At 71.5% G+C, this 13,127-nt stretch carries 12 protein-coding genes; 5 read left to right on the top strand and 7 right to left on the bottom strand.

All coding sequences use genetic code 11. The annotated features are described in order from the left end of the window. Positions 1-9 precede the first annotated feature (9 nt). Genes ASC58_RS05245 through ASC58_RS05235 form a run of 3 tightly spaced genes read left to right on the top strand, consistent with a single transcriptional unit; the run spans position 10 to position 2,346 of the window. Positions 10-831 carry a PIG-L deacetylase family protein gene (locus tag ASC58_RS05245; protein ID WP_056918840.1) on the top strand — a complete coding sequence of 274 codons (822 nt, stop codon included), beginning with the start codon at positions 10-12 and terminating at the stop codon, positions 829-831. Beyond that, a complete protein-coding gene (locus ASC58_RS05240) occupies positions 828-1,916 on the top strand; it encodes a lysylphosphatidylglycerol synthase transmembrane domain-containing protein (protein ID WP_056918587.1) in 1,089 nt (362 codons plus the stop codon). The genes ASC58_RS05245 and ASC58_RS05240 overlap by 4 nt, the downstream gene beginning before the upstream one ends. Beyond that, positions 1,909-2,346 carry a hypothetical protein gene (locus ASC58_RS05235; protein WP_056918586.1) on the top strand — a complete coding sequence of 146 codons (438 nt, stop codon included), beginning with the start codon at positions 1,909-1,911 and terminating at the stop codon, positions 2,344-2,346. Before ASC58_RS05240 ends, ASC58_RS05235 begins: the two co-directional genes overlap by 8 nt. Before the next feature lie 10 nt (positions 2,347-2,356). Here the strand turns inward: ASC58_RS05235 and ASC58_RS05230 are convergent, their stop codons facing one another. Genes ASC58_RS05230 through ASC58_RS05220 form a run of 3 tightly spaced genes read right to left on the bottom strand, consistent with a single transcriptional unit; the run spans position 2,357 to position 5,438 of the window. After that, complete coding sequence (locus ASC58_RS05230; RefSeq protein WP_235529112.1) at positions 2,357-3,256, bottom strand: aminoglycoside phosphotransferase; 900 nt, start codon at positions 3,254-3,256, stop codon at positions 2,357-2,359. Between the two features lie 47 nt (positions 3,257-3,303). Further along, positions 3,304-4,125 carry a type 1 glutamine amidotransferase gene (locus tag ASC58_RS05225; protein ID WP_056916657.1) on the bottom strand — a complete coding sequence of 274 codons (822 nt, stop codon included), beginning with the start codon at positions 4,123-4,125 and terminating at the stop codon, positions 3,304-3,306. Beyond that, positions 4,122-5,438, bottom strand: a complete 1,317-nt coding sequence (locus ASC58_RS05220; RefSeq protein ID WP_056918585.1) for a Mur ligase family protein — start codon at positions 5,436-5,438, stop codon at positions 4,122-4,124. Before ASC58_RS05220 ends, ASC58_RS05225 begins: the two co-directional genes overlap by 4 nt. Before the next feature lie 182 nt (positions 5,439-5,620). Here ASC58_RS05220 and ASC58_RS05215 point away from each other — a divergent pair, with 182 nt between their 5' ends. Next, a complete protein-coding gene (locus ASC58_RS05215; RefSeq protein WP_056918584.1) occupies positions 5,621-6,439 on the top strand; it encodes a hypothetical protein in 819 nt (272 codons plus the stop codon). 9 nt (positions 6,440-6,448) lie between these two features. Here the strand turns inward: ASC58_RS05215 and ASC58_RS05210 are convergent, their stop codons facing one another. From ASC58_RS05210 to ASC58_RS05200, 3 genes are all read right to left on the bottom strand, one after another. Further along, positions 6,449-8,083, bottom strand: coding sequence for a DHA2 family efflux MFS transporter permease subunit (locus tag ASC58_RS05210; protein ID WP_056916654.1), 1,635 nt, complete (start codon positions 8,081-8,083; stop codon positions 6,449-6,451). 210 nt (positions 8,084-8,293) lie between these two features. Beyond that, complete coding sequence (locus ASC58_RS05205; protein WP_056916653.1) at positions 8,294-8,581, bottom strand: transcriptional regulator; 288 nt, start codon at positions 8,579-8,581, stop codon at positions 8,294-8,296. Then, positions 8,581-9,024: a hypothetical protein gene (locus tag ASC58_RS05200; protein ID WP_056918583.1), complete on the bottom strand. Its 444-nt coding sequence runs from the start codon at positions 9,022-9,024 to the stop codon at positions 8,581-8,583. The genes ASC58_RS05205 and ASC58_RS05200 overlap by 1 nt, the downstream gene beginning before the upstream one ends. 241 nt (positions 9,025-9,265) lie before the next feature. Here ASC58_RS05200 and ASC58_RS05195 point away from each other — a divergent pair, with 241 nt between their 5' ends. After that, positions 9,266-10,387 (top strand): FAD-dependent oxidoreductase, encoded by a 1,122-nt coding sequence (locus ASC58_RS05195; RefSeq protein WP_056918582.1) that lies wholly within the window; start codon positions 9,266-9,268, stop codon positions 10,385-10,387. 112 nt (positions 10,388-10,499) lie between these two features. Here the strand turns inward: ASC58_RS05195 and uvrA are convergent, their stop codons facing one another. Further along, entirely contained in the window at positions 10,500-12,980 is a 2,481-nt protein-coding gene (uvrA, locus tag ASC58_RS05190) for an excinuclease ABC subunit UvrA (protein WP_056918581.1), read from the bottom strand. Positions 12,981-13,127 lie beyond the last annotated feature (147 nt).

Here is a 13,127-nt window from a genome sequence, read left to right as displayed (position 1 = left end):
TGGCTCGTGATGACCCACACCCTCGTGGCCTTCCACGCCCACCCCGACGACGAGGCCCTGCTCACCTCGGGGACGCTGGCACGCGCCGCCGCGGAGGGTCACCGGGTGGTCGTCGTGGTCGCGACGGACGGCGACCTGGGCCTGGCCTCGGGCGAGTTCGCCGCCGACGGCCGGCTCGGCGACCGGCGCCTCGCGGAGCTCCACGAGAGTGCGCGCGCACTCGGGGTCGCCCGCGTCGAGTGGCTGGGGTACGCCGACAGCGGCATGGTCGGCGAGCTCGACCCCGACCCCGACGGTCGGGTGCGGTTCGTGCTCGCCGACGTCGACGAGGCTGCCGAGCGCCTCGCCACGATCCTGCGTGAGGAGGACGCCGACGTGCTGCTCTCCTACGACCGCAACGGCGGGTACGGCCACCGCGACCACGTCCGCGTCCACGAGGTGGGTGCCCGGGCCGCGGAGCTCGCCGGGACCCCGCGCGTCCTGCAGGCGACCGTCCCGCGCGACACCATGACCCGGGCCATCGACCTGGCCGCGAGGGTCTACCGCTTCCCGCCGGAGTTCGACCGCGAGGGTTTCGACCGCGCCTTCAGCGCGCGCGACGAGATCACCCACCGCATCAACGTCCGCCGGTATGCCGCCGCGAAGCGGGCTTCCATGCGTGCCCACGCCTCCCAGGCCAGCGCGGACGCCGGCGCGGACCGCACGCTCGCGGCGTTCCTGCGCATCCCGCGCCCGCTCTACGACCTGGTGTTCGGCCGGGAGTGGTTCGTGGACCCGGCTCGTCCGGCGGGGTCACCCATCGCCACCGACGTCTTCGAGGGACTGCCGTGAGCGCCTCCACGAGGGCGGGCGGCGTCGACGAGTCGACGGACCGCCCGCGGTCCTGGGCCCGGACCTTCCTGCAGGGGGCGCTCGGGCTCGGGCTGGCCGCGGTGCTGCTGGTCTGGGGCCTGCCCCGCGTCGCCCACGTGACCTGGCCGGAGATCTGGAAGGTGCTCAGCGGGGTCCCGGTGTCGACGGCGCTGCTGCTGCTCGTCGGGGTCGTCATCGGCCTCTACTGCTACACGTTCACGCTGACCGGTTCGCTGCACGGCCTGCGGCACTGGCAGGCCCTCATCGTCAACGTCGCGGGGTCGTCGGTGGGCAACCTCCTCCCCGGCGGCGGCGCGGCTGGTCTCGCCGCGACCTACACGATCTGTCGGTCGTGGGGCTTCTCTCGACGGGACATCTCCACGTCGGCCATCGTCACGGGGGTGTGGAACGTCCTCGCACGAATCGCCCTGCCCCTCATAGCGATCGCCGCTCTGCTGGCCGGCGCTGACTCCGACGTGCCCAGGGCCCTCAAGGACGCCGCGGTGGCCGGGGCGGTGAGCGGCGCGCTCATCCTGGGCACGTTCGTGGCGATCCTCGTGTCGGAGCGGGCGGCGGTCGGGATCGGGCAGGGGTTCGACAAGGTGCTGGGACGGTTGTTCCGGCGGCGCAACATGAGCGTCAAGGCCCTCGTCATCGACCTGCGGGCGCGCATCAACGACATCGTCCGCACGGGCTGGCTGAGCATGTCGCTCGGGCTGGTCGGGTTCTTCGGGGTCTACTACCTGCTGTTCCTGGTGTGCATGCACACCACCGGCGTGGACCTGTTCTACGGGCAGCTGTTCGCGGCGTACGCCCTCGGTCGTCTCCTCACCGCGGTCGGGGTCACCCCCGGCGGCCTGGGCGTCACCGAGGCCGCGACCTCGGCCGCCCTCATCGCGTGGGGCGCCGACCCGGCCCAGGCCGTGGCCGGGGCCGTGCTCTTCTCGGTCTACACGCACCTCATGGAGATCCCGCTCGGCGCCCTGGGCTGGTTGGCGTGGTCGGTCAGCCCGAAGAAGGCGCCGGTCGAGGACGTGGCGCACGCGGAGCCGTCCCATGGCTGAGGACGAGGCGGCCCGGCGGCGCGCGGAACGGGCCGAACGTGCCGACTACCACGTCGAGGCCGACCGCAAGCGGCGCGAACGCGAGTCGGTCAAGGCGCAGGCGATGGTCGACGAGTTCGTCGAGCAGGTCACCGCGGACGGCTTCCCGACGCAGGAGCTGACCGCACGGCCGTGGTCGGGGAAGGGGCGCTACAAGACCGGCATCACCGGCTGGTACCTGCGCCGCGACCAGTCGATCGGCATCGGCACGGACGGGTCGTACTACGTGCTCGTCGTGCCGTCCGAACGGTTCGGACGGTGGCGCACCGTCGCCGTCGAGCCCACGCCTCCCCCGCTGCAGGTCGGGGCCGGTGCGCGCGACGGCGAGTCCGCGACCCTCGAGGAGCTGCTGCGACTGCGGCTCGCCTGGGGCAGCGACCCCGACGCCTGAGTCGTCCGCCTCAGGCGAGCGCGCGCACGACGTCGGCAACCAGTGCGCTGCCCGGGTCCTCGCTCAGCACGCGGAACAACGCGGCCCGCAGCACCGCTTGCCGTCGGGCTCCGTGACGCCACCCCTCCAGCGCGGACGGGTCCGCGCCGTGCCAGACCACGGCGTCGAGGACGCAGACCGCCTCGGCCCACAGGGCCGGTCTCCAGTACGGCGCGAGGTCGATGACCACCGGGGTGCCGTGCCCGTCGAGCAGGACGTTCCCGGCGAGGTCGCCGTGGACGAGCTGGTCCGGGCCCGGCCCGAGGCCGCCCTGCTCGTCGCCGCAGAGCTCGGCCACCCAGCGGTCCGCGACCGCAGAGCCGTACGCCGCCACGGCAGCGCCCAGCGCCTGCACCGACCCCCAGACGAGCCGGTCGGCCACGGCCCACCGGTCGTCGCGGTCGCCGAGCCCGGCCGGGCGCTCGGTCACCGCCACGGCGAGGCGTGCGTGCAGCACCCGACCGGTGGCGACGAGGACGTCGAGGTCGGTGCAGGCCGTGGTGTCCGGCTCGTACCGGCTGGCCGCCCAGCCGTCGACGACCCACGACCCGTCCCGGGCGGGGATCGGCATCGCGATCCGCACCGCACCACCGCGGGCCGCCCGGGCCACCAGTCCACCGGGGCGCGCCGCGGCGGCAACACCCGGCGCACCGGTCGCACCGGTCGCACCGGCGAGCTCGAGGTCCAGGGCCACGGCCTGTCGAGCCAGCACCGGGCTGAGCCAGTCCTGGGTCACCGCATCACGACCGGGAGATAGGACGAGGTCGCCGGCGACCACGCTGCGACCCTGCCCTCCCGGCAACGGTCGGACGTCGTCGGGGACGGCGAACAGGTCGAGGACGCGCGCCGGCACCGGTGACGACGACGTCACTGTGGTCTCCGACGCGGGGTGGGCCTGCGGCATACCGGGTCGGTCCCTCAGCGCTTGACGAGCCGGCGCACCTGACGGCCACGGGCCTCGTCGGCGAACGCGTCGTCCTGCTGCTCGGGTTCGAAGGGCCGTCCGGTGGCACGTTCGGCCGCGAGCCCGATGAGGGCGTCGGCGAGCGCAGGGTTGGCCGGGAGGATCGGGCCGTGCAGGTAGGAGCCGAACACGTTGCCGGTGCGCGCGCCCTCGGTCTGGTCGGTGCCGTTGTTGCCGAACCCCGACCTCACGGTGCCGAACGGCGCCTGGCCGGCACCCAGAGTCGTTGAGCCGGAATGGTTCTCGTAACCCACGACGTCACCGAACTCGGTGTCGAGCACCACCGGCCCGATCATCCGCTTGGCGTTGCCCTGGGTCGTCACGTCGAGGATGCCGAGACCGGGAAGCCGCTTGCCCTCGACGGTGATGAAGGCGTTGCCGAAGAGCTGGTACATCCCGCAGATCATGAGCATCGGCGTCCCGTCGGCGGCGAGGTCGCGGAGCCGGTCGGCGATCTGCTCGAGGTCGTCCTCGACGCGGACCTGCCCCGAGTCCTGCCCACCGCCACCGAGGACCAGGTGCACGGTCTCGGGGAACGCGCTGCCCGGGTGGTGCTGGTGGACGACGGGGCTGTACCCGTGGCGACGGATGCGGGCGGCCAGGGCGCGGGTGTTGCCGAGGTCGCCGTAGATGCTCATCTCGCGCGGGTAGAGGTGAACGAGGTGGATCGCGCCCTTGCCGACGCGGTCGCCGTCGGGGACCACCGCGGAGTCGCTCGGCTCGCCGGGGATGAAGACGTCCTGCGGGTATGCCGCGGACTCACCGGGCACGGTCATGAGGCCTCCTCGCCGATGTCGGGCAGGTCGTACCGCGCGGCGAGCACGCGGCGCAGCGCCATCATCGCGGTGTACGTGCAGAAGATCCGCTTGGGCTCGTCGGGGTGGGCGGCCAGGAAGGCGTCGAGCGCGGGTTCGAGGGCGGGCTCGACGCGCTCGACGGCCACGTCGTCGTACTGCAGCCGCAGCGCCATGTCGTAGCCGCGGACCCCGCTGGTCACGGCGACCCCGCGGTCGCGCAGGCTCTCGAAGCTCACGTCGTAGAGCCACGAGACGTCACGGCCGTCGGCGTAGTTGTCGTTGATCGCGACCATCGTCGCGACGGGGGTGCTGCCGTAGGTGCCCAGCGCGACGGTGAAGCCGGCGGGGTTCTTGACGAGCACCAGCTCGAGCGGCTGGCCGTCGACGTCGACGACCTCGCCACGGCCGAACGGCGGCGTGACCGCGCGCAGGGCCGACGCCGCACGAGCCGGGTCGAACGCGTCGCCGAGCAGCATCCGGGCCGTGGCCGTCGCAGCGGTGGCGTTGATCATGGCGGCCAGTCCGCGCTGCTGGAGCTCGAGCGGGCCGACGGTACCGGACCCCGGCCCCCCGCCACCGAAGAGGACCTCGAACGACCGCTCGTCGTTGGGCTTGAGCAGACCGTCGTCGGGCCCGGCGACCGGCGGGACGAAGTCGTCCTCGAACCGCACGTCCTGCTCCTGCAGCTCGGGCAGCCGGTCGGCGATCGAGCCGTCGACCCCGAAGTAGTGGACGGCCACCCCGTCGGCGACGCGGTCGCGGATCCGGGAGACGAACGAGTCGTCGAGGTTGAGCACGACACCACTAGTGGTCTGCTCGGCGAGGCTGGCGAGCAGCTGGGCGGTGTGGTCGATCTCGGCGAACCGGTCGAGCTGGTCGCGGGCGACGTTGAGCAGCAGGGCGTGCGTCGGCTTCACCGCGGCGGCGAACTTCAGGGCGTGCGCCTCGTCGAGCTCGAGCACCGCCATGTCGGCCCTGAGTCGGCCGCGCAGCGGCAGCTCGCCCAGCATGGAGGAGATGACGCCGCGGGTGAAGTTGCTGCCCGTCGGGTTGGTGAAGACCGTGCGACCGTGGGCGCGCAGCACCGCGACCAGCATCTTCGTGGTCGTCGTCTTGCCGTTGGTCCCGGTCACCACGAGGATCCCGCCCCGGACGTCGGCCAGCGCGTGGGCGAGGAACCCGGGGTCGACCTTCTCGGCCACCAGCCCCGGGAGGGCGGAGCCACCACCACGCAGGCGTGATGCCGCCCGCGCCGCCTTGCCTGCGACCACTGCCGCCGTCGTCCTCAGCACCTTGCAAACCCTAACGGTCGCGGTGCCACCGGATCGCACGCGACCCGGCGACCGGCAGGACCCGGCTGCATCGTCCGATCGGCCAACCCTGTCCAGAACCTCCGTCGAGGACGGCACCGGGCGCCATACCGTGTGCCACGGCAGGGGTGCCGTTGTGTAGCTGGAGTGAGGAACGAACAACCGTGCACTATCGCGCTGCCCCGTGGCTGATCGACCACGCCCACCACCCCGAGCTCGTCGAGGAGCTCGAAGGTCTCGGGCTGATCCCCGCGGGCTGCCTCGTCCTGGACAACGGCAAGGACACGTCGCTCGCCTGGACGGAGCCGTATGACGAGGGCGCGAGCCGCTACTTCCTGGAGAACGCGGAGCGGCCCGAGCCGATCCTCGTCACCCCTGACGCCACGGTCACCGTCGAGGTCAGCGACTGGCACGGGGGCCCGAGCATGCGGGTGCGGACGGTGATGGCCGACGGCGCCCTCGTCGAGACCAAGCTCCGCTGGCCCTGCATGCCGCCGTGGCCCCGCAAGATGCAGCGTGCCGTCCGCCTCACCTCACTCGAGACCGAGATGACCCGGCACGCCGCGGACGGCCGCAGCATCGTCATCGCGGACGGCTCCCCCGCCCAGGTCCTCGCGCGGCACCGCGACCACGTGCGCCGCGTCGAGCGCGAACGCACCACGGTCGCCGTCCCCCTCGGCTCGCTCGACGACGTCGTCGACATGGCGAACACGGCGTTCAAGCACGCGGAGCAGGTGGAGACCGCCAGCATCCTCGTCGTCGGGATGGCCCACATGGTCGCCGGGGTGGTCGCGCTGGCCCTGGTCGGGCTGGCCCTGTGGCAGCGCTCGTTCTGGCTGTTGGGGTTGGTGCTCCCCGTCGCCGCACTGGCCTGGTGGGGCAGCGTGCCGCTCGTGGTCCTCGCCCGCAGGTGGCGCAGGATCAGGCCGCCGTTCCCGTGGACGAAGGACCCGCGGTCCAGGGTGCTCACCCCGGGGGCCTGAACCCTCCTGTCAGTGGATCATCACCGTGGGTGCCCCCTCGGCGCTCTCGGCGTCGAGCAGGTGCGACTCCTCGCGCTTGCGCGGAAGGAACAGCGCCGGCACGAGGGTGAGCGCCACGAGCACGGCCGCGACCCAGAAGGTGTGCGAGAACGCGTCGGCCGCCTGGGTGGCGATCTCTGCGCCCAGCTTCTGGCCGGCGGCTGACGGGTTGCCGGCTGCCTGGAGGAACTGGTCGACGAGCGGCAGCCTGGCCGCTGCGGCCTGCGCGGCGTCGGGGCCCTGCGACTGAAGTGCCTCGAAGTACTGGCCGCCCTGGCCGATGAGGGGCCGGTCCTTGAACTGGTTGGTCAGGACGACCGACAGGGTCGCCACGCCGACCGAGCTCGCGATCTGCTGGGTGATGTTGAGCAGGGTCGAGCCACGGGCGACCTCGTGCGCGGTCAACGTCTTGAGCGCCGTGGTGAAGATCGGCATCATCGTGCCGCCCATGCCGAGGCCCATGACGAACAGCGTCGGGATGATGAAGCCCCAGTGGGAGGAGTCGGCCTCGATCTGGGTCAGGGTGAACATGCCGCCGATGATGAGCAGCAGGCCGAACGGCACGATCCGGCCCACGGGGATGCGGTCCACCAACGAGCCCGCGATCGGCATGGTCAACATGGCGCCGAGGCCCTGCGGAGCCACCAGCCAACCGGCCGAGAGCGGGGTCTCGCCCTGGACCTGCTGGAGGAACTGCGGCACGAGCAGCAGTCCTCCGAAGAACGCCGCGGCGAAGATGAACATCGTGATGATCGAGACCGTGAGGTTGCGGTTGTGGAACAGCCGCAGGTCCAGCAGCGGGTGCTTCGGCCGGAAGCTGTAGAAGACGAACGCCACCATCAGCGCGAGCCCGATGAGCCCGGGGGCCAGGACCTTGGTGTGCCCGATGCCTCCCTCACCCGGGATGGACGAGACGCCATACAGGAACAGCGCGAGGCCGGGGCTCATCATGAGCATGCCGACGAAGTCGAAGGACTCGGACGGGGACGGGTTATCCTTCTCCAGCGCGAACCACGCGTAGGTCAGGGCCACGACGCCGATCGGGACGTTGATGAGGAAGATCCAGTGCCAGCTGAAGTGGTCGATCAGCCAGCCGCCGAGGATCGGCCCGAAGATCGGGCCGAGCAGCATCGGCACACCGAGGATCGCCATCAGTCGGCCCATCCGCTTCGGGCCGGCGGCGCGGGTCATGATCGTCATGCCGAGCGGCATCAGCATGCCGCCGCCGAGGCCCTGCAGGACGCGGAAGCCGATCAGCATGCCGATCGTGCTGGCCATGGAGCACAGCGCCGAGCCGAGGGTGAAGAGCAGGATCGCCATCATGTAGAGGCGTTTGGTGCCGAACCGGTCGGCGGCCCAACCGGACAACGGGATGACCGTGGCCAGGGCGAGCGTGTACCCGGTGACCGTCCACGCCACGGCGGAGTAGTCGAGCGGGGCGCCGCCGTCGGCGAACACGGTCTGGAACGTGCGCAGGGCGACATTCACGACGGTGATGTCGAGGATGGACATGATCGCCCCGAGCACCACGACGCCGGCCACCTTGAGGACGGCAGCGTCGATGTTGTCGGGGTACTCCACGGGAGTGGTGGACGGTGCAGACACGGGTACCTCTTCGACTCGAAGGGCGGCGGCGTCAGTGCGGCGCTGCGAATGCACGTTCAAGGCTAGCCCCGGCCACCGACAGTGGATCCAGTCATTTTCCGGACGCCGGGCCCTACGTCCGTTACGTCACGAAAGACCGTCCGCGGCGCGAGATCGACGGCCGGTCCTCGGAGTTCCCCGCATGGCCGGACGGTCGTCAGGACACCCTGGTCAGTCCACCAGGTCGATCAGCCGGCGCAGAGCGGCGACGTGCTCACGCAGGGCCTTGCGGCCGGTCCTGGTGAGGGCGACCCAGGTCGTTCGCCGCCCCGCCAGGACGCCCTTGCGGAGGCGCACGTAGCCGGCCTCGGACAGGGCTGAGAGGTGCTTGGAGAGGACCGAGTCACTGACCTCGAGAGCGGAGCGCAGCGTGGCGAACTCCGCCTCGGACACCGCCGACAGGGTCGTCATCACTTGGAGCCGAGCGGGTGCGTGGATCAACGGGTCGAGCTCGGGCATCAGCTGCCGACCATGAGCACGGCGAAACCCACGCAGGCCGCGAGGGCGAGCAGAGCGAGGGTTCGCGAGGAGACGCCACCCGCCCGCTCGACCGGGTTGAGGCGGTAGGCGCGCCACCAGAGAAAAGCGTTGAGGGAGTAGGCAGCCCCACCCACCACGGCCGCGATCACCACGAGCCACCAACGCGACTCGAAGGCGGCCCAGGTCGCGGCCGCGAACGTGCCCATGTAGACGAGCGTCGACATCGTGCCCGTTCCGAGGACGATCGTGCTGGCCAGTCCGTCCAGCCTGACGCCGTTGACGCGCCGGAACTGCACGAGTACGAGCGCCGCAACTCCCAGGAAGACCGCCGCGCCGGCCAGAACCACGGCCAGGCCAGCGGTGGTCTGCGCCGCGACCCCGTAGGCACCGGCCCCGACCTGGACCGCGACGGCCAGTGCCACGGCGGGGAAGAGCCCCCTCGGTAGCCGAAGGCCATCAGCCAGGCGGTCGCGAGCGCGGCCGGCCGCAGCGAGGACAGAGCTCGGATCCTCTGGCTGCTGGGCCAACGGCATGCTTTCCATGTTGGAAAGCATGCCGCGAACTTTCCAGTTTGGCAAGTACGGCAATGAACAACCCTCATGCAGGCACGGGACTCGCGGTCGGCATGATGGTGGGGGCTCAGGTGCGGCATTCGGAGAGGTCATGGACTCGACTACTCACGTGGTGATCGGTGCGGGGTTGGCGGGCGCTTCGACGGCCTGGCACCTGGCACGGCGAGGCGTGGACGTGCTGGTCCTCGAGCGCGACCGTCCCGCGTCTCCACGTGGCAGCTCCCACGGCTCGGCGCGCATCTTCCGCTATGCCTATCCGGACGCCCTCTACACCTCACTGGTCCAGCGGGCCGAGCCGTGGTGGGAGGAGCTGGCCCGCGAGTCCGGCCGCGACCTGATGGTGCGGACCGGCGGGATCGACCACGGGACAGCGGCCACGACGCGGGAGCTCGCCGCGGTCCTCGAGGCCCGCGGAGTTCCGCACACCGTGCTGAGCGCTTCCGAGGCGGCCGACCGTTGGCCACAGTTCGGGTTCGAGTCCGAGGCTCTCTTCCAACCCGGCGCGGGCGTCCTCGACGCGGAGTCAACGGTGACGGGCATGCTGGACCTGGCACGACGCCAGGGCGCAGACGTCCGCATCGGGTGGACGGTGACCGCGGTCGAGCCCGATGCCGGCGGCTACGTCCTTCGCAGTGCTGAGGGCGACGAGCTCCGCGCAGAGCAGGTCATCGTCGCTGCGGGTGGCTGGCTGCCCCAGCTGCTGCCGGTGCTGCCGCTCTCGCAGGCCTTCCGCAGCGCGCTCCCTCCGTTCGAGGTGACCCAGGAGCAGGCCTTCCACTTCCCCTACGCCGAGGGTTTCCCAGCGGAGACCTGGCCCACCGTGATCCACAGGACGACCGACTCACTGTCCTACGCGTTGCCCGGCGGTCGGGACGCGGGGTTCCAGGGTCTGAAGATCGCCGAGTTCCGGGCCGGGAAGCCACTGCTCTCAGCGGCGGACCAGGACGGGGTCGTCACCGACTCGGGTCGGGCCCTGATGATCGACAAGGTCCGCGCGCTGTATCCGGGCCTGCGGCCGGAGCCGTACGCCGAGACCACCTGCCTGTTCACGATGACGCCCACCGAGGACTTCGTCATCGACAGCTTCGAGGGGATCACCATCCTCTCGGCATGCTCGGGGCACGGAGCGAAGTTCGCTCCCCTGCTCGGCGAGCTCGTGGCCCAGTCGCTCATCGACCGCGTCCCGCTCCCCCGCCAGTTCCAGGTCCGCTGACGGTCTCGGGGACAACGCGGCTGGGCGACGGTCCACAGGGGCGCGCCCAAGGTCTCCCACCGTGCGTTCTGCTCGAGAACGCCTCGTGGACCACGCGCTTCAAGCTCGGCGATCACCCCTCGTTCGCCCGCGACGCGAGCCGCGCGGCCAGGTATGGCGCGGTGGCGCTGTCCTCGGCGCGGGCGACCTGTTCCGGCGTGCCCGTGGCCACCACCCGGCCGCCCTCGTCCCCGCCACGCGGGCCCAGGTCGATGACCCAGTCGGCACTGATGACCGTGTCGAGGTCGTGCTCGACCAGCACCACGGTGTTGCCGGCGTCCACCAGCCGGTGCAGCTGGCGCAGGAGCAGCGCGATGTCGGCGGGGTGCAGTCCTGCCGTCGGCTCGTCGAGCAGGTAGAGCGCATGGCCCCGACGGGCTCGCTGCAGCTCCGTGGCCAGCTTGATCCGTTGCGCCTCCCCGCCGCTGAGCTCGGTGGCGGGCTGGCCCAGGCGCAGGTACCCCAGCCCGACCTCGGCCAGGGTGGTGAGGCTGCGAGCAGCCGCCGGCACGTCGGCCAGGAAGTCGGACGCCTCGTCGACCGACAGGGCCAGCACCTCGGCGACGTTCTTGCCGCGGTACTCGATCTCCAGCGTCTCCGGGTTGTAGCGCGCGCCGTGGCAGGCCGGGCAGGGCGCGTAGGTGCCGGGCAGGAAGAGCAGCTCGACCGTGACGAACCCCTCCCCCTGGCACGTCTCGCACCGCCCCTCGGCGACGTTGAACGAGAAGCGACCCGCGCCGTACCCCCGATCGCGGGCTGCCGGCGTCGCGGCATACACCTTGCGCACGGCGTCGAACAGGCCCGTGTAGGTGGCGAGGTTGGAGCGCGGGGTGCGGCCGATCGGTCGCTGGTCCACGCGCACGAGCCGGTCGAACGACTCCAGGCCCGTGGCGTCGTCGACGTCGATCTCGAGCTCGGTGTCCTCGGCGTCGTCGGGGGCCTGACCGAGGTGACGGCGCACCAGCTCGGCCAGCACCTGGGTGACCAGGGTCGACTTGCCCGATCCCGACACCCCGGTCACCGCAGTCATGACGCACAGGGGCACGTCCACGGAGAGGTCCTCGAGGTTGTGCCGGCTGACCCCGCGCAGGTGCAGCCACCCCTGGGGCGCTCGCCCGGGACGGGGCGCTGCCTCGACGCGACCGAAGAGGTGCGCGCCGGTCACCGAGTCCGCCACGTCCTCGAGACCCGCGACCGGTCCGGAGTAGAGGACCTGCCCACCCCCCTCTCCGGCGCCGGGGCCGATGTCGACGACCCAGTCGGCCCGCCGGACGATGTCGAGGTCGTGCTCGACGACGAACAGCGAGTTGCCCGAATCCTTGAGCGTCTGCAGGACCTCGAGCAACGGCTCCGCGTCTGCGGGGTGCAGACCGGCCGACGGCTCGTCGAGGACGTACACCACCCCGAACAGCCCCGACCGCAGCTGCGTGGCGATGCGCAGCCGTTGGGCCTCGCCGGGTGACAGCGTCGTGGAGCTGCGGCCCAGCGAGAGGTAACCGAGCCCGAGGTCGAGCAGGACCCCCACGCGGGCGACGAGGTCGGCGCACAGCCGCACGGCCACCTCGGTCCCCTCGCCCGAGCCCGCCGACGACGTCGCCGCGGCGGCCTCGGACAGCTCGGCCACCGGACGGAGGAGGGCGACCAGCTCGGCGAACGACAGTGCGTTCACCTCGGCGATGCTGAGGCCGCGGAAGGTCACCTCCAGGGCGTCGGGGCGCAGCCCGGTCCCTGCGCAGTCCGGGCAGGGGATGCTGCGCACGAAACGCATTGCCTTGTCCCGCATCATCTGGCTCTTGGAGGTGGCCAGGACGTGGTGGACGTGCGCGCGGGCACTCCAGAACAGGCCGTGGTACCCGTGGTCGACGCGGTCGCGCTCCGGCTTGATGAACACCTTCGGCTGCTCGTCGGTGAAGAGCAGCCACCTGCGGTCCTTGGCCTTGAGCGACCGCCAGGGGGTGTCGACGTCGATGCCGAGACCGGTCACGATGCTGCGCAGGTTAGCGCCCTGCCAGGCGCCTGGCCAGGCGGCGATCGCGCCCTCGCGGATGCTCAGGGAGGGGTCCGGGACCATCAGCTCCTCGCTGACGTCGTGCTCCTCCCCCAGGCCGTGGCACCGCGGGCAGGCACCGGCGACCGTGTTGGGCGAGAACGCCTCTGCCGCGAGGCGAGGCGCCCCGGCCGGGTAGGTGCCGGCGCGCGAGTAGAGCATCCTCAGGAGGTTGGACAAGGTGGTGAGGGTGCCCACGCTGGAGCGTGAGCTCGGGGCACCGCGACGCTGCTGCAGCGCCACCGCGGGTGGCAGCCCGGTGATCTCCTGGACGTGCGGGGCGCCCATCTGCTGCACCAACCGGCGTGCGTATGGCGCGACCGACTCGAAGTAGCGCCGCTGCGCCTCCGCATACAGCGTGCCGAAGGCGAGCGACGACTTGCCGGAGCCACTCACGCCGGTGAAGGCGACCATCGCGTCCCGTGGGAGGTCCACGTCGATGTTCTTGAGGTTGTGCTCGCTGGCTCCGCGGACGTGGACGTAGGGGTCGTTCGGGTCGTGGGGCACACTCCTGTCTAGTCGCTCACCGGCCGGCCCGCACTGTGACCGCGGGGTGGTGGATCACGCAGAGGGCTGCACCGATGGATCAGGAATCGAGAAGCGCCGGTCACCGGGCCGCTCGTAGCCTTGTTCCTCGTCGATGACCCGACGGTC

The sequence above is a fragment of the Phycicoccus sp. Root101 genome (assembly GCF_001426245.1).
Taxonomy (GTDB): domain Bacteria; phylum Actinomycetota; class Actinomycetes; order Actinomycetales; family Dermatophilaceae; genus Pedococcus.
Note: the sequence above shows the minus strand (reverse complement) of the source record. Positions and strands in the feature narration are given on the sequence as shown.